Source organism: Micromonospora sp. SYSU B005 (assembly GCF_055362685.1).
This window is the reverse complement of record NZ_JAXCFU010000021.1, coordinates 37,331-54,312: the sequence shown is the minus strand read 5'-3', so window position 1 is coordinate 54,312 and position 16,982 is coordinate 37,331. Positions and strand designations below refer to the sequence as shown.

The window sequence follows — 16,982 nt, the reverse complement described above, 5'->3', positions numbered from 1 at the left end:
CACCACCAGCCGGATACCTCATGCCTCCGACCTACCGCCCACATCGACCCAGATCACGCAGACACGCCGACGGACGTCAGCCTTTCAACCTCTGTAGCACCTCCTCGGTCGCGTTGTGCACCGCGATGGTCTGTCCGCAGAAGGGGGCGACCCACGCTCCGTCGAGACGGATGTCGGTTCGTGCGAGATCCATCGCGTCCCTCACGGTGGTCGAAAACTAGCGCTGAGAAGCTTTGTTCTAATGTCCCGGATCGGCTGGCGGGAGGGGTGGTATCGGCCCGATGTGCTCCTCGTAGGTGCGGGAGAGCCCATGGATGAGCGCGTCGAGGCCGAGCGCGAAGGCGCCCTCGTCCACCCGTTGCTGATGCTCGGCGAGCCGGTGCGCCTGGGTCAGGTGCGGGTACCGCTCCCCGTACAACCCCGGGTCCTCGACGAAGCCACGGGCGAACGATCCGAGCGCGGAGCCCGCCACGAAGTAGCGCATCAGCGCGCCGATGTGCGTCGCGCGCGCGGGCGGCCAGCCTGCAGCGACGAGCCCGCCGTAGACCGCGTCGGCCATCGCCAGCGCCGCTGGCCGCCGGCCCGGCCCGCGGGCCAGGTACGGCACGATGTTCGGGTGCGCGGCCAGTGCCGCCCGATACGAGTGCCCCCACCGGCGCAGCGCCTCGCGCCAGTCGAGGCGCCCGAAGAAGGAGACGTCCACCTGGGCGGTGACGCTGTCGGCCACCGCGTCGAGAATGTCGTCCTTGGTGGCGAAGTGGTTGTAGAGCGAGGGCCCGCGTACGCCGAGTTCGGCAGCGAGCCGGCGGGTGGAGAACGCCTCCAGCCCGTCCGCGTCGATCAGCGCGGCGGCGGCATCGACGATCCGCTGCCGGCTGAGCAGCGCCTGCCTCGGCCGGGGCATCCGCGCCTCCCTCGCTCACTCGTCGGCCCGCGGCAACTCTGCCACAGCCGGGCCTGGACGTACTTAAACTTGCAGCGCTAGTTTATGCCGCATGGACCTTCAGCTCTCCGCGGAGCAGGCGGCGGTTCGTCAGCTCGCCGCCGAGTTCGTCGACCGTGAGGTGGTTCCGCACGCCGCGGCCTGGGATCGGCGTGAGTCGGTCGACCCGGAGATCGTGGACAAGCTCGGCCGGCTGGGCTTCCTCGGGCTGACCATCCCCGAGGAAGACGGCGGGTCGGGCGGCGACCACCTCTCCTACTGCCTGGTGCTGGAGGAGCTCGGCCGGGGCGACTCCGCCGTCCGGGGCATCGTCTCGGTGTCGCTCGGGCTGGTCGCCAAGGCCATCGCCGCGCACGGGTCCGCCGCGCAGCGGGCCGAGTGGCTGCCCCGGCTCTGCGCCGGCACCGCGCTCGGCTGCTTCGCCCTGACCGAACCGGACAGCGGCTCGGACGCGGCCGCGCTGACCACCCGGGCGACCCGCGACGGCGGCGACTGGCTGATCACCGGCGCGAAGACGTTCATCACCAACGGCACCGTGGCCGACGTGGTCCTGCTCTTCGCCCGCACCGGCGGACCCGGACACCGTGGCATCAGCGCGTTTCTGGTGCCCACCAACGTCGCCGGGCTCACCCGGAGGGAGATCCACGGCAAGCTCGGGCTGCGCGGGCAGGCAACCGGTGAGCTGCGTTTCGACGCCGTCCGGGTGCCCGACTCGGCGCGCCTCGGCCCGGCCGGCGGCGGTTTCCGGCTGGCCCTGGCCACCCTGGCCAAGGGCCGGATGTCGGTGGCCGCCGGCTGCGTCGGCATCGCCCAGGGCTGCCTCGACGCGGCGGTCGGCTACGCCGGGCAGCGCACCCAGTTCGGCAAGCCGATCGCCGGGCACCAGCTGGTGCAGCAGTTGCTCGCCGCCATCGCCGTGGACACCGCCGCCGCCCGGCTGCTGGTGTGGCGGGTGGCCGACCTCGTGGACCGGGGCGAGGCGTTCGCCACCGAGGCCTCGATGGCCAAGCTCTTCGCCAGCGAGGCAGCGGTCCGGGCGGCCAACAACGCCGTCCAGGTCTTCGGCGGGTACGGCTACATCGACGAGTACCCGGTCGGCAAGTACCTGCGCGACGCCCGGGTCGCCACCCTCTACGAGGGCACCAGCCAGATCCAGCAGCTGCTCATCGGGCGCGCGCTCACCGGCGTCAACGCCTTCTAGCAAAGGGGAGAACCGTGACCAGATTCGCCGACCGGGTGGCCGTCGTCACCGGCGCCGGGCAGGGCATCGGCGCGGCGACCGCGCACCGGCTTGCCGCCGAGGGCGCCGCCGTCGCCGTGGTCGACCTCGACGAGGAGCGCAGCCGGGCGGTCGCCGACGAGATCACCGCGGCCGGCGGCCGGGCCGTCGGCATCGGCTGCGACGTGACCGACCCCGCGGCGGTGGCCGCGATGAGCGACCGGGTGGTGCAGGCGTACGGCGGGTTGCACGTGCTGGTGAACAACGCCGGCATCACCCGCGACGACCTGCTGTTCAAGATGCCCCTGCCACACTGGGAGGCGGTGCTGACCACCAACCTGACCAGCATGTTCCTCTGCTGCCAGGCCGCCCAACAGCACATGGTCGCGGCCCGCTACGGCCGGATCGTCAACCTCAGCAGCCGCTCCGCCCTCGGCAACCGGGGCCAGGTCAACTACGCGGCGGCCAAGGCGGGGGTGCAGGGTCTGACGGCCACCCTCGCCATCGAACTCGGCCCGTACAACGTCACGGTCAACGCCGTCGCCCCGGGCTACGTGGCCACCGCGATGACCGCCGCCACCGCGCAGCGGGTCGGCAGCAGCCCGGAGGAGCATCAGCGGACGGTCGCCGAGCACACCCCGCTGCGCCGGGTCGCCCAGCCGACCGAGATCGCTTCGGTGATCGCCTTCCTGGCCAGCGACGACGCGTCGTACGTCAGCGGACAGACCCTGTACGTCAACGGCGGCGCGCGCTGAGGCGCGCCGGCGGACCAGCACCCGGAGGGGACATGGACTTCGCGCTTTCGGACACCGAGCGGGCGATCCGCGACACCGCCCGCGACTTCATCACCAGGGAGGTCATGCCGCTGGAGCAGGAGCTGCTGCGGCGGGAACGGGCGCACCGGCCCGGACTGGAGCACAGCGAGCTGCGCGAGTTGCAGCTCAAGGCGCGCAAGTTCGGGTTCTGGGGGCTGGCCACCCCGGAGGAGTACGGCGGCATGGACCTGCCGGCCGTCACCCAGTCCCTGATCTGGACCGAACTCGGCCGCTCGTTCGTGCCGTTCCGGTTCGGCGGCGAGGCGGACAACATCCTGTTCCACGCCAATGACGAGCAGAAGCGCGAATACCTGGTCCCGACCATCGAGGGGGAGCGGCGCAGCTGCTTCGCGATCACCGAGCCCGGCGCCGGCTCCGACGCGGCCAACATCAAGCTCAGCGCCCGCCGCGACGGCGACGACTGGATCCTCAACGGCGAGAAGACCTTCATCACCGGCGGCCACGACGCCGACTTCGCCATCGTGATCGCGGTGACCGACCGGGAGAAGGGCGCCCGCCACGGCGGCGCCACCGCGTTCCTGGTGGACCGGTCGATGGGCTGGCGCTCGGAGTTCATCCAGACGATGGGCGAGGGTGGCCCCGCCTCGCTGGTCTTCGACGACGTCCGGGTGCCCGGGCGCAACATCCTCGGCGAGCCCGGGCAGGGCTTCAGCCTCGGCATGGAGTGGATCGGCAAGGGTCGCTACATTATCCCGTCGCACGCCGTCGGCATCGCCGAGCGGGCGTTGTCGATGGCCATCGACTACGCCAACACCCGGGAGACCTTCGGCGCGAAGATCGGCACCAACCAGGCCATCCAGTGGATGATCGCCGACTCGGAGACCGAGCTGGAGGCGGCCCGCTGGCTGATCCTGCGCGCCGCCTGGACCGTCGAGCAGGGCATGGACCCGCGGCACGCCTCTTCGATGGCGAAGCTTTACGGCGCGGGCATGGTCAATCGGGTGGTCGACCGCGTCCTGCAGATCCACGGTGGCATGGGCTACACCCGCGAGCTGCCGATCGAACGCTGGTACCGGCAGGTCCGGCTCTACCGGATCTTCGAGGGCACCGACGAGATGCAGCGACTGATCATCTCCCGCGACCTGCTGCGCGGCTACACGAAGCTGGGAGGGCACCTGGCATGAGGGTCTTCGCGTCCATCGAGGAGTTGGCCGAGGCGACCGGTGAGACCTTGGGCCCCGGCCCCTGGTTCCGGATCGACCAGCAACGGGTCGACCGGTTCGCCGACGCCACCGACGACCGCCAGTGGATCCACATCGACCCGCGACGGGCCGCGGCCGGCCCGTTCGGCGGCACCATCGCGCACGGCTACCTCACGTTGTCCCTGCTGCCGGCGCTGGCCGGTGGTCTTTACCGGGTCGAGGGGGTGGCCATGGGGGTCAACTACGGCCTCAACCGGGTGCGCTTCCCGGCCCCGCTCCGGGTCGGCAGCGCGGTCCGCGCCACCGCGACCCTGGCCGAGGTGTCACCCGTGGACGGCGGCGTGCAGGTGGTCACCGCGGTCACGGTGGAGAGCGACGCCGGCGGCAAGCCGGTCTGCGTCGCCGAGACGGTCAGCCGCCTGGTGCGGGGCGTGACCCGATGACCGCGCTGTCGCTGGCCATGGTGCTGGCCGAGTCCGCCCGCCGGCACGCCGACACCGTCGCCGTGGTCGACGGCGACACCCGGGTGACGTACGCCGAGCTGTGGCTGGAGGCGCGCAGCTACGCCGCCGGGCTGCGCGAGCGGGGGGTCGGCCCCGGCGACAAGGTGGCCCTGCTGGCCCCGAACGTGGTGGACTTCCCCCGGGTCTACTACGGGGCCCTCGCCGCCGGCGCGGTGCTCGTCCCGGTGCACCTGCTGCTGACCGTGGACGAAGCAGCGCACGTGCTGACCGACAGCGGCACGAAGCTGCTGGTGTGCCACAGCTCCCAGCTCGCCCTGGGCGCCGCCGCCGCGGCGGCGGCCGGCGTGCCGCTGGTGACCGTCGGGCCGGCGGCCGCCGGCGCGGTCGCGCCCCGGCTGGAGGAGCTGAGCCACCCGCTGCCACCGCTGCCGTCGTACGTCACCCGGTCGGCGGAGGACCCGGCGGTGGTGCTCTACACCAGCGGCACCACCGGGGTGCCCAAGGGCGCCGTGCTCACCCACCTCAACCTGGTCATGAACGCCACCGTGAACGTCTTCGACGCCAACGACGCGCGCAGGACGGACGTAGTGCTCGGCTGCCTGCCGCTGTTCCACAGCTTCGGCCAGACGGTGGCGATGAACGGCACCTTCCGGATCGGCGCGACGCTGGTGCTGCTGAGCCGGTTCACCGGGCCGGCCGCCATCGACCTGATGCTGCGTGAGGGGGTGGACGCCTTCCACGGCGTGCCCACCATGTACGTGGCGCTGCTCGATGCCGCCCGGGACCGGGACGACCTGCCCCGGCTGCGGCTCTGCGTCTCCGGCGGGGCGTCGCTGCCGGTGGCCGTGCTGGAACGGTTCCACGCCGCCTTCCAGACGACGGTCTTCGAAGGGTACGGGCTCTCCGAGACCTCACCCACCGCCACCACCAACCAGCCGCACTTCGGCACCCGCGCCGGGACCATCGGGCACCCGGTGTGGGGCGTGGAGGTGGAGATCGCCCGCGCGGAGGTGGACGAGCGGATCGAGCTGTTGCCGACCGGAGAGCTCGGCGAGATCGTCATCCGGGGGCACAACGTCTTCGCCGGTTACCTGGGGCGGCCCGAGGCGACCGCGGAGGCGGTGGTGGACGGCTGGTTCCGTAGCGGTGACCTGGGACGCAAGGACGCCGACGGGTTCATCACCATCATCGACCGGAAGAAGGACATGATCATCCGGGGTGGCTTCAACGTCTACCCACGCGAGGTGGAGGAGGTCCTTGCCGGGCACCCGGCGGTCGGCCAGGTGGCGGTGATCGGGGTGCCCGACCCGCGTCACGGCGAGGAGGTCTGCGCGGTGGTGGTGGCGGACCCGGCCGGCCCGGGCCTGCCCGACGAGCAGGAGATGATCGACTGGTCGCGGGAGCATCTGGGCCGGCACAAGTACCCGCGGCAGGTCCGGTATGTCGACGACCTGCCGCTCGGGCCGAGCCACAAGGTGCTCAAGCGGGAACTGCGTCGCCGGATGGCCCCGCCCGACTGACCACCGCCCGCCGTCCGCTGCCACCCGCCCAGGCCGCGGCCCTCGTCGCGCTCGCCGCGCATCGAGGGCCGCTTCCTCCGGCTGTCGCGCCGGCGAGGGTTGCCCGTCGTCGTGCTCGGCGGGCGGTCCCGGCGGTGGCGTCGAATACTGAGCCGGTGACCAACCCCGACCTCGATCCGAGGTGTGCCCGCCGAGCGGCCCGCGTGTGGACGTGCCGGACGGCCCCGGCGCACTCCTCCCGGACACCCCCCGGGTGACGATCGTGCTGACCGAGGACGGGCTGCCGCAAGTCCGGTCGGTACACGATCTATAAAGCTCACGGGGAGCCACAGCCAGGGGGCGGGGGCCGGCCCGCCCGGCACCAGCCGGCCCACATGGCCTCGGTGTGCAGCAGCGCCTCGTTGAATCGGCCGGTCGGCGCGAGGGCAGGGATCAGCTTGCTCGCCGAGGCGTGTACGGATGGTTGTTGATCAGGTCGTCCTGGTACACCCGCTCGACGGCTAGGCCGCCTCGTCGACATCGACGCACCTTGCACCGCTGGGCCAGCGCCGACCAACCCGCCACGGCTCGAACTGCTCGATGTGCCGCCGTCTGCGTGATCCACCGAATCGGCGTACGTCAGCCGGGGGATGCGACGGTCGCGTCGCGTCGGCCGGCGAGGGCCCTGATCTCTCCTCGGCTCATCCGGCGTGGGGTGGTGCTCGCGATGGTGCGTAGATCGGCTTCGGCGCGGGCGCGTTCGGCTTGGGTCTGCGTCGCACTCGGTGATGATCGCTTGGGCTGCGGTGCCCGTTGTGGGTGGATGACTGAGGGGTTGGGCGTCGGCCATCGCGGCCATCGCGGTGATCGTGTGTTCGATGCGGTGGGGGCGCGAAGGCGGAGGTGAGCCAGGGTGCCCAGCCGAAAGTCGTACGCGGGCTGCCGCGCGGCGACAGGGGCCGACCCGGCGGACGCCCAGAGCGCCGGGGGCGTACCCCGGCGGCCGGTGCCGGTCGGGCCGTGCACGGGCGACCGGCTCGTCGGTCACGAAGGTCGCCGCGCCGGCCCGGGCGACCGCCAGGCCCTCGGCGGTCAGTCGCGCGTAGGCGACGAGGACCGTGTTCCGGGCGACGTCGAGCCGGCGGGCCAGCTCGCGGGTGGGTGGCAGCCGTTCGCCGGGACGCAGCCGGCCGTCCAGGATCGCGTCCAGCAGCTGCCGGTAGATCCCCGACGCACGGTCGCCGAGGCCGGCGAGGCCGACGTGGATGTCCACGGCGGTGCCCCAACATTGGCCCAATCAGAACGGTCAGAATCGGTGCTTCCTCGCACCAATTCCCGGGCCTTGAATGACTGTGGGAAAGGAGGACCCTCCGATGACCGTCGTTGACATGTGGTTCGATCCGAAGTGCCCGTGGGCCTGGAACACCTCCCGGTGGCTGCTGGAGGTCGAGCGGGTCCGGGACGTGGAGGTGCGCTTCCACGTGATGAGTCTGTGGCTGCTCAACCAGGGCCGCGACGGGCTGGAGCCGTGGTACGAACGGTGGCTGTCGAACACCCTCGGCCCGGTCCGGGTGCTGACCGCCGTCGAGCAGAAGCACGGCATACCGGTGCTGCGGGAGCTGTATACCGCGTTCGGCAACCGCATCCACCATGAGAAGACGCCGATCGGGCCCGACCTGTACCGCGACGCGCTGGTCGAGCTGGACCTCGACCCCGCCTTCGCCGAGGCCGCCGAGTCCACCGACCACGACGACGCGCTCCGGTCGAGCCACCACAACGGGCTCGACGCGGTGGGGGAGGACCTCGGCACCCCGGCGATCCACGTGCCCGGGCCGGACGGCACGGTCAACGCGTTCTTCGGCCCGGTGGTGAGCCCGGTGCCGCGCGGCGAGGAGGCCGGCCGGCTTTGGGACGGGGTACTGCTGGTCTCCGGCACGCCCGGCTTCTTCGAGCTCAAACGCGGACGTACCGGCGGACCGCGGGTCGACTGATCGCACGACCGACGTACCACGAGACGAGGAGCGTTGTGCTGCTCGATCGCGGTGATCTCTGTCGTGAGCTGCTGGTATCGGGTGGCGAGGGACTTGGGCGCCAGCTTGCTGGCTGCCTCGATCCCGGCAAGCTGACCGGGGCGGCACCACGTCGCGGCATCAACGAGCTGCGCCAGCGACAGGTGCGCAGCCGGTCGCGCTGGGCCTGCGGGCGGTGCGCCCGGCTACCCGAGGTGGTGCCGACGGACACGGCGCGGCCTTCGCAGCGGCGGCTGGACGTGCTGCGGGACCGTCCGTACGCCCTGATCATGATGCTGAACGCGTCATGCATCTGAACATGCCGTTGCTCAGCCCCGACGGCTCCGGCGTCGACCGCCGTGGCCCGCCCCGGCGGCGGCGCCGGTAGCCCTGGCCTAGACGCGGGTGGGCCGGCTGGCCGAGGAACTGGATGTACCCCCACCGGCGCTTGCGTGACGAGAGTCCGCACCGCCGCTGATGCGGAGCGTGGGCCGGATGGTTCGTTCGCCGAGAGCCAGCACCAGGGCGGCTACGCCGAGCAGGGCGCCGATCAGCACCGTGGCGCGCACACCGTGGCTCGGCAGGGTCAGGCCGCCGACGAACGCGCCGGCGGTGATGCCGACGTTGACCGCGGCGGAGACCGCGGCGGCGGCGAGGTCGGAGCGCCCGGGGGCCACCTGCAGGACGAGGCCGCCGAGCGTCGCGGTGAACGCGGCGAACGCCAGTCCGGCCAGTGCGATCAGGCCGACGGACACCGACGGCCGTTGGCCGAACGTGTGCAGGCCGAGCAGTGCTGCCGATTGCAGTGCGACGGTCGTGCGGAGAGCGAGCCACGGGCTGCGGTCCAGCAGTACGCCGACGGCGAGGATGCCGAGGACGCTGGCGATGCCACGCACGAACAGGATGGCCCCGACTGATGCCGCAGGGAATCCGCTGACCTCGGTGACGAAGAGGGCGACGTAGGTGTAGGCGGCAATGGCGCCGGCGGTCGCCAGGACGGCAATCGCCACCAGCAGCCAGAAGCGTCGGGCGTCGGGCGTCGCACCTCGGGCGGCGTGTCCGTCTTCCGGCCGCGTCGAGGGCAGCAGCGCGGCCACCACGACGAGCACCACCGCGCCGAGCCCGGCCACCGCCAGGAACGAGGTGCGCCACCCGGCGCGGTCGCCCAGCCAGGTGCCTGCGGGTACGCCCAGGGCCAGTGCGACGGTGCCGCCGGCGAACACGACCGCGACGACCCGCCCGCGTAGTGCGGGCCGGAACAGCTCAGCCGCAGCCGGCACCACCACGGCCCAGAACAGCGCATGGGTCGTTGCGGTGACCATCCTGGCGATCAGGAGCAGCGTGAAGGTGCTCGTCAGCGCCGTGACGGCGGTGCTGAGGACGAAGCCGGCCAGGAGCGCCGACAGCAGCCGGCGGCGAGGGACCCTGCGGACCAGCGCCGTCAACGGGACCGAGGCGACCATCACCACCGCGCCGTACGCGGTGACGAGCATTCCCACCTGCGGCGGCGAGACGGCGAGGTCCACTGCCATCGGGAGCAGCAGCCCGATCGGCAGCGCCTCGGCGGTGGTGTAGAGGAACGTCCCACCGGACAGGCCGATCAGCGCTCCCACTGCTCGTCCGCGTCTCATCAGACCCCCTGTTTCCGGTAAAACCGCTTATGGTGGCAACACGCTAGCGGTGCCCGTCGACGCGGGTCAACTGGTAAAGTGGGTTTCGATGGAAACACTCGAGGGTGTGAAGCGGGTGCGCCTGGTGGGCGGCAATCTCGCGCTGGACTTCGTCAACACCCGTACCGGTCCGCCCGTCGGAGCTCCGGACGGCGACGTGCTGACCGGCTACCCCGAACTGGTTGCCTGGAACGTGTACGCGGGTGCGCTCAGCGAGCCGGAGGCGGAGGCGTTGCGGCGGCTGTCACACGATGACCCGGCCGGCTCTCAGACCGCCTTCGCCCGATCGCTGCGCATCCGCGACGATCTCGACGAGGTGTTCCGGGCGGTGGCCGCCGATCGCAGCCCGGGCACGTCCGTCCTGGCCCGTCTGCGAGACGACGAAGCGGACGCGCTCGGCCACGCACGACTCGATCAAGGGCGTACGTTCGGATGGACCTGGCGGGACGACCTGACCCTTGCCCGGCCGCTGCGGCCGGTGGTGCACGCGGCGGTCCAGCTCCTCACCACGGGCGCACTGAACCGGATCAAGGGATGCGGCGGCTGTCGCTTTCTCTTCCACGACGAGAGCAAGAACCGCAGTCGCCGCTGGTGCAACATGGACGACTGCGGAACGTCCGAGAAGATGCGCCGCTACGTCGCGGCGCGACGCACCCGCACGACGAGCTGAGGCTGGCCTGTCACGATCCGGCGGTTCGGCTGGTCAGTCGAGCCGGCCCACCCCGCAGTAGGTGGAGAAGCGGCGGGGGTCCTCGTCCGGGTCGACCGGCCAGTCGGGCCGCCACTCGGGCAGCTGCACCAGCCCTGGCGGAATGAGGGTGTAGCCGGTGAAGAGCCGTTCGATCTCGGACCGGCTGCGCAGGGTCATCCGGGCGGTGTTGGCGTACCCCTGGTTGTAGGTGTCGCGTAGCGCCAGCGCGTCGGAACGTTCGTCGGAGGAGGCGTGTGACAGGGCGAGATAGCTGCCCGGTGCGAGCCGGTCGCGGTAGCGGGCGATGATCGGCGCCGGGTCGGTGGTGAGCTGATGCAGCACGCCGACCAGCAGTACCGCGACCGGCCGGTCGAGGTCGAGCACGTCGTGCAGTGTCGGGTCGTCGAGGACGGCGTCGGGCCGGGTGAGGTCGGCGTGCAGCACCACGGCCCGGGGGTCGTCGGCCAGGAGGCGTCGGCTGTGGTTGTACGCCACGGGGTCGATGTCGACGTACGCGACGACGGTGTCCGGGGCGGCCTGGCCGGCGACCTCGTGCACGTTGCCGACCGTGGGGATGCCGGAGCCGAGGTCGAGGAACTGCCGGATGCCCGCGTCGACCAGCGCGCGGACCGCGCGGCGCAGGAACGCGCGGTTGGCCCGCATGATGTGCCCGATGTCGGGCATGGCCTGCTCCATGCGGGCCGCCAGCGCGCGGTCCGCGGCGAAGTTGTGCGACCCGCCGAGGAAGTAGTCGTAGACCCGCGCAGGGCTGGGCGTGTCGAGATCCGGGGTGAGGTCCATGACACAAGTGTCCGTCGATGGGCCCGTTCCGCGCTGCCCGGCTGGGCGCATCGCCCTCGGCCTGCGCGACGGACCGCCGTGCCCGCACCTCACCGCCACCATTCCCGAGCCCGGAGAACCGCGCCTGCCACGCGGCCTTGGCCGGGCAGCGCCCGCGCTTCACCGCAGACACCCGACGACGTTCGGCAGGGCGTCCACGACGGGCGGAAAGGCGGGAACGCGTTTTTCCGATGGGCGTTCGCTCCGTAGGATCTCCGGCGATCAAGGGGGATGAATCGGTGAGCGGTTTCCAGCATTTCGTGGCGGACGTGAATTCACGTCTGTCCACCATGTCCAGGGATGAGTTGTACACCGTCGGCGACGGCCTCGACCGGGACTCCCTCTGGCTCGCCTATCTCGAATCCTTCCCCGCCGGCACCAACCTGCGGTTCCGTGAGCGATCCGAGTACGACTGCTCGACCTGCCGCGGTTTCATCAAGCACTTCGGCAACGTCGTCCAGATCCACGACGGGCGGGTTCGTACCGTCTGGTCCGGGGTGTCGGCCTCCGACCCGGTCTTCTCCGTCGTCGCCGCCGCGCTGGACGAGTTCGTTCTCTCGCTGCCGTTGTCCACCATCTTCCGGTCCAGTCAGGCGCAGTACGGGACGAAGACCACCCGGACGCTGCGCGACGGCCAGGTCGAGGTGTGGCACCACCTGCACGGCCGGGTGGAAGAGCGGCATCGCATCGAAGACGTCGGCGCGGCACAGGGCAACTTCGACGCCGCGGTGCAGGTCTTCCAGCGTGGCCTGGCCGAGCTGACCCGGCACGCTCTGGACACCGTGGTCGACCTGATCGACGACAACGCCCTCTACCGCGGCACGGAGCATCGTCCGGCGGTGACCGAGTTCCGGTCGCTGCGGAACCGGTGGACGGAGGCGACCGACGGACGGGCCTTCGTCTTCGCCAACGCCATGAACCCGGCGGCACGCTTGCGCAACACGGTGATCGGCACCCTCGTCCAGGATCTCTCCGCGGGCGTCGACCTGGAGCAGGCGGTCCGGTCGTTCGAGACGAAGGTGGCACCGCAGAACTACCAGCGCCCCACCGCGTTGATCACCCCGGCCATGGTCAAGGCTGCCATGAAGACCATTGACGAGCTGGGCATCGAGGAGTCGTTGCAGCGACGGTTCGCCCGGCTGTCCGACGTGTCGGTCACCAACGTGCTGTGGGTCGACAACGACACACAGCCGCTGATGAAGGACGGCATCGAAGGGCTTCTCATGCAGGCCGCCACCACGAAGTCGGCAGGTGCGCGCCTTCGCGAGGCGAAGCCGGAGGAGGTTCCCGTGGTCTCCTTCATGAAGGACATCCTGCCCGGCGCCACCACCATCGACCTGTGGGTCGCCAACAGCTACGAGCCGCACTTCGTCAGCCTCACGACCGGCCGGCACCCGGCTGCTCCGCGATTGTTCAAGTGGGACAACGATTTCGGCTGGTCGTACGGCGGCAACGTCACCGACTCGATCCGGGAGAAGGTCAAGCGGGCCGGCGGCAACGTCAACGGCAAGCTGCGGGTGAGCCTGTCCTGGTTCAACCACGACGACCTCGACCTGCACGTGTTCGAACCCAACGGCGACCACATCTGGTACCAGGAGAAGCGCAACAAGCTGGACGTCGACATGAATGCCAGTGGGCCCCTCTCGCGCGAGCCGGTGGAGAACGTCACCTGGACCGACCGTGTCCCCGACGGCGAGTACCGGATCGAGGTGAACCAGTACCGCAAGCGGGACAGCACCCAGGTCGGCTTCGTGATCGAGACCGAGAGCAACGGGAAGATCGAGCATTACCGCCACGAGCGCGCGGTCGGCCACAAGGAGACCGTCGAGGTGGGCCGGATGACGGTTACCGACGGTGTGATCACCGCTTTCCGTCCGGGTAAGGACGTGCAGGCGGGCAACGCGGGCAAGGAGCTGTGGGGCATCACCACCGAACAGTTCGTGCCGGTATCCACCATCATGTACTCGCCGAACTACTTCGACGACAACGAGGTCGGCAACCGGCACTACTTCTTCATCCTGAAGGGGTGCGTGAACGACCAGCCGACGCGGGGGATCTACAACGAGTTCCTCCGCGGCGACCTGCAACCGCACCGCAAGGTGTTCGAGGTTCTCGGCGACCGCACCAAGTGCGAGCCGTCTCCGGATCAGCTTTCCGGCCTCGGCTTCAGCTCCACGGTCCGCAACTCCGTGGTCGCCAAGGTGGCCATGACCGGCGGCCGGCGCCGCCTCGTCAGCATCCAGTTCTGATTCCCCACCCCGACATCGGGGAGAGAGGCCACCGTGACCATTTTTGAGAAGGCCACGCGGGAGAAGTTCCGCTATCCGTCGGCCAAGGGACTGCTGACCACGGAACAGTTGTGGGAGCTTCCGCTGACCGCCAAGTCCGGTTTCAGCCTCGATGACGTGGCCAAGGCGGTCAACGCCGACCTCAAGGCCGTCGACACCGAGTCGTTCGTGGCCACCGAGGCCAATCCGGCCAAGGCGACCCTGGAAACCAAGCTGGAGGTCGTCAAGCACGTCATCGCCGTCCGCCTCGCGGAGGACCAGGCGGCGAAGGCGGCGGCGGCCAGGAAGCTGGAGAAGGAGAAGCTGCTGGCGGTCCTGGGCCGCAAGCAGGACGCGGTCCTGGAGAACCTGACCGAGGCAGAGCTGCTGGCACGAATCAACAACCTGTAGCCCGCCTGCGGTCGGCCTCCGCCAGCCGGCCCGCACATCGACCGGACGCCCCGTCATCGGCATGGCGTGCACGGGATCGGGGACACGACCCACAGGCTCACGGTGCGCGCTGAGATCGGCTTCAGCGCGCACCGTCTGCGTTTTCGCCGGCAGGGCTCGATCCCTCATGCCGAGCACACTGTTGCCCCCGCCGGTGGCGATCCTCTACGGTCGGCTGAAGCGGTGGGCGGTGCGGTCCGCATCCGACCGACACCGTGCCCGCCGGTGACATCCGGTTCCTGATCGGGCCGAACGGCGCCGGCAAGACCACAGTGGTCGACGCGATCACCGGTCTGGTGCGGGCCACCGGCTCGGTGCGCTTCGGCGACCAAGAGCTGCTGGGCCGCCCGGTGCACCGGATCAGCCGGCTCGGCATCGGCCGGACGTTCCAGACGTCGGCGGTCTTCGAGGAGCTGTCGGTCGTGCAGAACCTCGACATCGCCGCGGGCGCCCGCCGGAGCTGGGCCACCCTGGCCCGGCGCCGGCGGGGGATCCCCGACGAGGTGGCCGCCGCGCTGGAGACCATCGGGCTGACCGGCCGGGCCGACCAGCTCGCCGGGACGCTCGCGCACGGCCAGAAGCAGTGGCTGGAGATCGGCATGCTGCTGGTGCAGGACGCGCGGCTGCTGCTGCTCGACGAGCTGGTCGCCGGGATGAGCCACGAGGAGCGCGACGCCACGGGCGCCCTGCTGGAGACGGTGAGCCGGGACCGCACGGTGGTGGTGATCGAGCACGACATGGACTTCCTGCGTCGCTTCGCGCGCAGCGTCACAGTGCTGCACGCGGGGAAGGTGCTCAGCGAGGGCACTGTTGCGCAGGTCCAGGCGGACCCGCGCGTGCAGGAGGTCTACCTCGGCCACCCGGTCGACGCCGGGCCGGTCCCCAGCGGTCTGGAGGAATGATGCTGACCCTGCGCGGGGTGCACGCCGGATACGGGCGTTCCCGGGTGCTGCACGGCGTGGACCTCGCCGTCCCGCCCGACGGGGTGGCCGCGGTGCTCGGGCACAACGGCGCCGGCAAGAGCACCCTGCTGCGGGTCGCGGCGGGCCTGCTGCGGCCGACCGCGGGCACCGTCGAGCTGGACGGCGAGGACGTCACCCGTCTCGCGCCGCACGAGCGGGTGACGCGCGGCATGGCGTACGTCCCGCAGGGCCAGCAGTGCTTCCCGCACCTGACGGCGGCGGAGAACCTGCGCCTCGTCGCCGACGCCCGGCGCGACGGCGCGGTGGCGACGGCGGAGGTGCTGGACCTGTTCCCGGCGCTGCGTCCGCTGCTGCGGCGGCGCGCCGGACTGCTCTCCGGTGGTCAGCGTCAGCAACTCGCCGTCGCCCGCGCGTTGATCACCCGGCCGCGGCTGCTCATGCTCGACGAGCCGACCGAGGGCATCCAGCCGTCGGTGGTCGCCGAGATCCAGGAGCGGATCGTCGAGCTGACCCGGCAGTCCGGCTTCAGCGTGCTGCTCGTCGAGCAGCACCTCGGGTTCGCGCTGCGGGTGGCGAACCGCTACCACGTCCTCGAATCCGGCCGGGTCACCTCGCACGGCGACGGGGGAGTCGAGGCGGAGCGGGAGGTACGCGCGGCCCTCGCGGTCTGACCCGATACGTCGGTATCGATTTACATTGACAGCCGTCTTTACTAACATCGTGGCTGGGAGTCGCCAAGCGCTGCTGGGCAGCAGTGCCGTCCACCCCTGGGACGGCTTGAATCGATCGGCGTCACCTTCTCCGGGGTGGGCACCCAGCGAGGGCCACTGGGCGCCGGCGCATCCACTGGAGCATCATGAGAATCTCACGGACAGCACGCCGTCTGGGACTGGGCGCGGTCGCAGTTCTCGTCGCCTCGTTCACGATGGTCGTCGTCAATCACGCCGTTCCGGCCTCGGCGCACGGATCGGTCACCAACCCGCCGTCACGCAACTACGGATGTTACGAGCGCTGGGGTTCCGACCACCTCAACCCCACGATGGCCCAGACCGACCCGATGTGCTGGCAGGCGTGGCAGGCCAACCCGAACACGATGTGGAACTGGAACGGCCTGTACCGCGAGAACGTCGGCGGCAACCACCAGGCCGCCGTGCCGGACGGGCAGCTGTGCAGCGGCGGTCGCACCCAGAACGGCCTGTACGCCTCGCTCGACGCGGTCGGCGCGTGGACCGCGAAGCCGATGCCGAACAACTTCACGCTGACGCTGACCGACGGCGCCAAGCACGGTGCCGACTACATGTTGATCTACATCACCAAGCAGGGCTTCGACCCGACCACCCAGCCCCTCACCTGGAACAGCCTCGAACTGGTGCTGCGCACCGGCAGCTACCCGACCACCGGGCTCTACGAGGCGCAGGTGAACGCGGGCAACCGCACCGGGCGGCACGTCGTCTACACCATCTGGCAGGCATCCCACCTCGACCAGCCGTACTACCTCTGCAGTGACGTGATCTTCGGCGGTGGTGGCACCCCGCCGCCGACGACCCCGCCGCCCACCACGCCGCCGCCCACCACGCCGCCGCCGACGACTCCGCCGCCCACCACGCCGCCGCCGGCGGGCAACGGTGCCTGCACCGCCACCTTCCGCAAGACCAGCGAGTGGTCCGGTGGCTTCGGCGCCGACGTCACCGTCCGGGCCGGCAACGCCGCCATCTCCGGATGGACTGTGGCGTGGACCTGGCCCAACGGCCAGAGCATCACCAACGCCTGGAACGCGACGGTCACCTCGAGCGGTTCGTCGGTCACCGCGTCGAACGTCGCCTACAACGGTTCGCTGAGCGCCAACGCCACCACCAGCTTCGGCTTCAACGCCTCCTGGAACGGCACCAACTCCACACCCACCCTCACCTGCACCGCTCGGTAACAGCGCATCTGCGGTGGTGGGGCGGGGGGAGCGCCACCCCACCGGCCGGCCCCACCGCCACCCACAGGAACCGCGCGGAGGTGAGGACACAACAAGAAGTACAGG

The 16,982-nt window shown here is 70.8% G+C and carries 17 protein-coding genes; 13 read left to right on the top strand and 4 right to left on the bottom strand.

All coding sequences use genetic code 11. The features are described from left to right. Nucleotides 1-238 precede the first annotated feature (238 nt). Nucleotides 239-904, bottom strand: coding sequence for a TetR/AcrR family transcriptional regulator (locus SM452_RS28500; protein ID WP_463841067.1), 666 nt, complete (start codon nt 902-904; stop codon nt 239-241). 91 nt (nt 905-995) lie between these two features. Here SM452_RS28500 and SM452_RS28495 point away from each other — a divergent pair, with 91 nt between their 5' ends. Genes SM452_RS28495 through SM452_RS28475 form a run of 5 tightly spaced genes read left to right on the top strand, consistent with a single transcriptional unit; the run spans nt 996 to nt 6,124 of the window. Beyond that, complete coding sequence (locus SM452_RS28495) at nt 996-2,144, top strand: acyl-CoA dehydrogenase family protein (protein WP_174533219.1); 1,149 nt, start codon at nt 996-998, stop codon at nt 2,142-2,144. A 14-nt stretch (nt 2,145-2,158) separates the two neighbouring features. After that, nucleotides 2,159-2,917, top strand: a complete 759-nt coding sequence (locus SM452_RS28490; RefSeq protein ID WP_216933207.1) for an SDR family NAD(P)-dependent oxidoreductase — start codon at nt 2,159-2,161, stop codon at nt 2,915-2,917. A gap of 32 nt (nt 2,918-2,949) precedes the next feature. Beyond that, nucleotides 2,950-4,122 (top strand): acyl-CoA dehydrogenase family protein, encoded by a 1,173-nt coding sequence (locus SM452_RS28485; RefSeq protein ID WP_116507000.1) that lies wholly within the window; start codon nt 2,950-2,952, stop codon nt 4,120-4,122. Next, nucleotides 4,119-4,583 (top strand): MaoC family dehydratase, encoded by a 465-nt coding sequence (locus SM452_RS28480; protein ID WP_355511438.1) that lies wholly within the window; start codon nt 4,119-4,121, stop codon nt 4,581-4,583. The genes SM452_RS28485 and SM452_RS28480 overlap by 4 nt, the downstream gene beginning before the upstream one ends. Continuing rightward, the gene (locus tag SM452_RS28475) at nt 4,580-6,124 is read left to right on the top strand and encodes a long-chain-fatty-acid--CoA ligase (RefSeq protein WP_463841066.1); all 1,545 of its coding nucleotides are present in this window, start codon (nt 4,580-4,582) and stop codon (nt 6,122-6,124) included. Before SM452_RS28480 ends, SM452_RS28475 begins: the two co-directional genes overlap by 4 nt. 316 nt (nt 6,125-6,440) lie before the next feature. Here SM452_RS28475 and SM452_RS28470 read toward each other — a convergent pair whose 3' ends face one another. Then, nucleotides 6,441-7,376, bottom strand: a complete 936-nt coding sequence (locus tag SM452_RS28470; RefSeq protein ID WP_463841065.1) for a GntR family transcriptional regulator — start codon at nt 7,374-7,376, stop codon at nt 6,441-6,443. Nucleotides 7,377-7,476: 100 nt separating this feature from the next. On the opposite strand from SM452_RS28470, the gene SM452_RS28465 reads away from it, so the two are divergent. Both SM452_RS28465 and SM452_RS28460 read left to right on the top strand, forming a co-directional pair. After that, on the top strand, nt 7,477-8,094 hold the full coding sequence (locus tag SM452_RS28465; protein ID WP_355511432.1) for a mycothiol-dependent nitroreductase Rv2466c family protein: 618 nt from the start codon (nt 7,477-7,479) through the stop codon (nt 8,092-8,094). Nucleotides 8,095-8,129: 35 nt separating this feature from the next. Next, on the top strand, nt 8,130-8,429 hold the full coding sequence (locus tag SM452_RS28460) for a hypothetical protein (RefSeq protein ID WP_463841064.1): 300 nt from the start codon (nt 8,130-8,132) through the stop codon (nt 8,427-8,429). Between the two features lie 78 nt (nt 8,430-8,507). On the opposite strand, the gene SM452_RS28455 is transcribed toward SM452_RS28460, so the two are convergent. Continuing rightward, nucleotides 8,508-9,743, bottom strand: a complete 1,236-nt coding sequence (locus SM452_RS28455) for an MFS transporter (RefSeq protein WP_463841063.1) — start codon at nt 9,741-9,743, stop codon at nt 8,508-8,510. 88 nt (nt 9,744-9,831) lie between these two features. On the opposite strand from SM452_RS28455, the gene SM452_RS28450 reads away from it, so the two are divergent. Then, on the top strand, nt 9,832-10,452 hold the full coding sequence (locus SM452_RS28450) for a CGNR zinc finger domain-containing protein (RefSeq protein ID WP_463841062.1): 621 nt from the start codon (nt 9,832-9,834) through the stop codon (nt 10,450-10,452). 33 nt (nt 10,453-10,485) lie between these two features. On the opposite strand, the gene SM452_RS28445 is transcribed toward SM452_RS28450, so the two are convergent. After that, complete coding sequence (locus SM452_RS28445; protein WP_355511425.1) at nt 10,486-11,274, bottom strand: SAM-dependent methyltransferase; 789 nt, start codon at nt 11,272-11,274, stop codon at nt 10,486-10,488. Between the two features lie 278 nt (nt 11,275-11,552). On the opposite strand from SM452_RS28445, the gene SM452_RS28440 reads away from it, so the two are divergent. The 5 genes from SM452_RS28440 to SM452_RS28420 all read left to right on the top strand — a co-directional run bounded on the left by SM452_RS28440 (nt 11,553) and on the right by SM452_RS28420 (nt 16,877). Continuing rightward, complete coding sequence (locus tag SM452_RS28440) at nt 11,553-13,562, top strand: hypothetical protein (RefSeq protein WP_463841061.1); 2,010 nt, start codon at nt 11,553-11,555, stop codon at nt 13,560-13,562. 33 nt (nt 13,563-13,595) lie between these two features. Beyond that, nucleotides 13,596-13,991, top strand: coding sequence for a hypothetical protein (locus SM452_RS28435; protein WP_463841060.1), 396 nt, complete (start codon nt 13,596-13,598; stop codon nt 13,989-13,991). Nucleotides 13,992-14,245: 254 nt separating this feature from the next. Beyond that, nucleotides 14,246-14,932 (top strand): ABC transporter ATP-binding protein, encoded by a 687-nt coding sequence (locus SM452_RS28430; protein ID WP_355511421.1) that lies wholly within the window; start codon nt 14,246-14,248, stop codon nt 14,930-14,932. Continuing rightward, on the top strand, nt 14,932-15,624 hold the full coding sequence (gene urtE, locus SM452_RS28425) for an urea ABC transporter ATP-binding subunit UrtE (RefSeq protein WP_355511419.1): 693 nt from the start codon (nt 14,932-14,934) through the stop codon (nt 15,622-15,624). The genes SM452_RS28430 and urtE overlap by 1 nt, the downstream gene beginning before the upstream one ends. A gap of 185 nt (nt 15,625-15,809) precedes the next feature. Beyond that, nucleotides 15,810-16,877, top strand: coding sequence for a lytic polysaccharide monooxygenase auxiliary activity family 9 protein (locus tag SM452_RS28420; RefSeq protein WP_262015089.1), 1,068 nt, complete (start codon nt 15,810-15,812; stop codon nt 16,875-16,877). Nucleotides 16,878-16,982: the final 105 nt, after the last annotated feature.

Coding starts and splice junctions, on each gene's coding strand:
- SM452_RS28500 (WP_463841067.1), bottom strand. CDS start 904: ATGCCCCGGCCGAGGCAGGCGCTGCTCAGCCGGCAGCGGATCGTCGAT.
- SM452_RS28495 (WP_174533219.1), top strand. CDS start 996: ATGGACCTTCAGCTCTCCGCGGAGCAGGCGGCGGTTCGTCAGCTCGCC.
- SM452_RS28485 (WP_116507000.1), top strand. CDS start 2,950: ATGGACTTCGCGCTTTCGGACACCGAGCGGGCGATCCGCGACACCGCC.
- SM452_RS28480 (WP_355511438.1), top strand. CDS start 4,119: ATGAGGGTCTTCGCGTCCATCGAGGAGTTGGCCGAGGCGACCGGTGAG.
- SM452_RS28475 (WP_463841066.1), top strand. CDS start 4,580: ATGACCGCGCTGTCGCTGGCCATGGTGCTGGCCGAGTCCGCCCGCCGG.
- SM452_RS28465 (WP_355511432.1), top strand. CDS start 7,477: ATGACCGTCGTTGACATGTGGTTCGATCCGAAGTGCCCGTGGGCCTGG.
- SM452_RS28455 (WP_463841063.1), bottom strand. CDS start 9,743: ATGAGACGCGGACGAGCAGTGGGAGCGCTGATCGGCCTGTCCGGTGGG.
- SM452_RS28450 (WP_463841062.1), top strand. CDS start 9,832: ATGGAAACACTCGAGGGTGTGAAGCGGGTGCGCCTGGTGGGCGGCAAT.
- SM452_RS28445 (WP_355511425.1), bottom strand. CDS start 11,274: ATGGACCTCACCCCGGATCTCGACACGCCCAGCCCTGCGCGGGTCTAC.
- urtE (WP_355511419.1), top strand. CDS start 14,932: ATGCTGACCCTGCGCGGGGTGCACGCCGGATACGGGCGTTCCCGGGTG.
- SM452_RS28420 (WP_262015089.1), top strand. CDS start 15,810: ATGAGAATCTCACGGACAGCACGCCGTCTGGGACTGGGCGCGGTCGCA.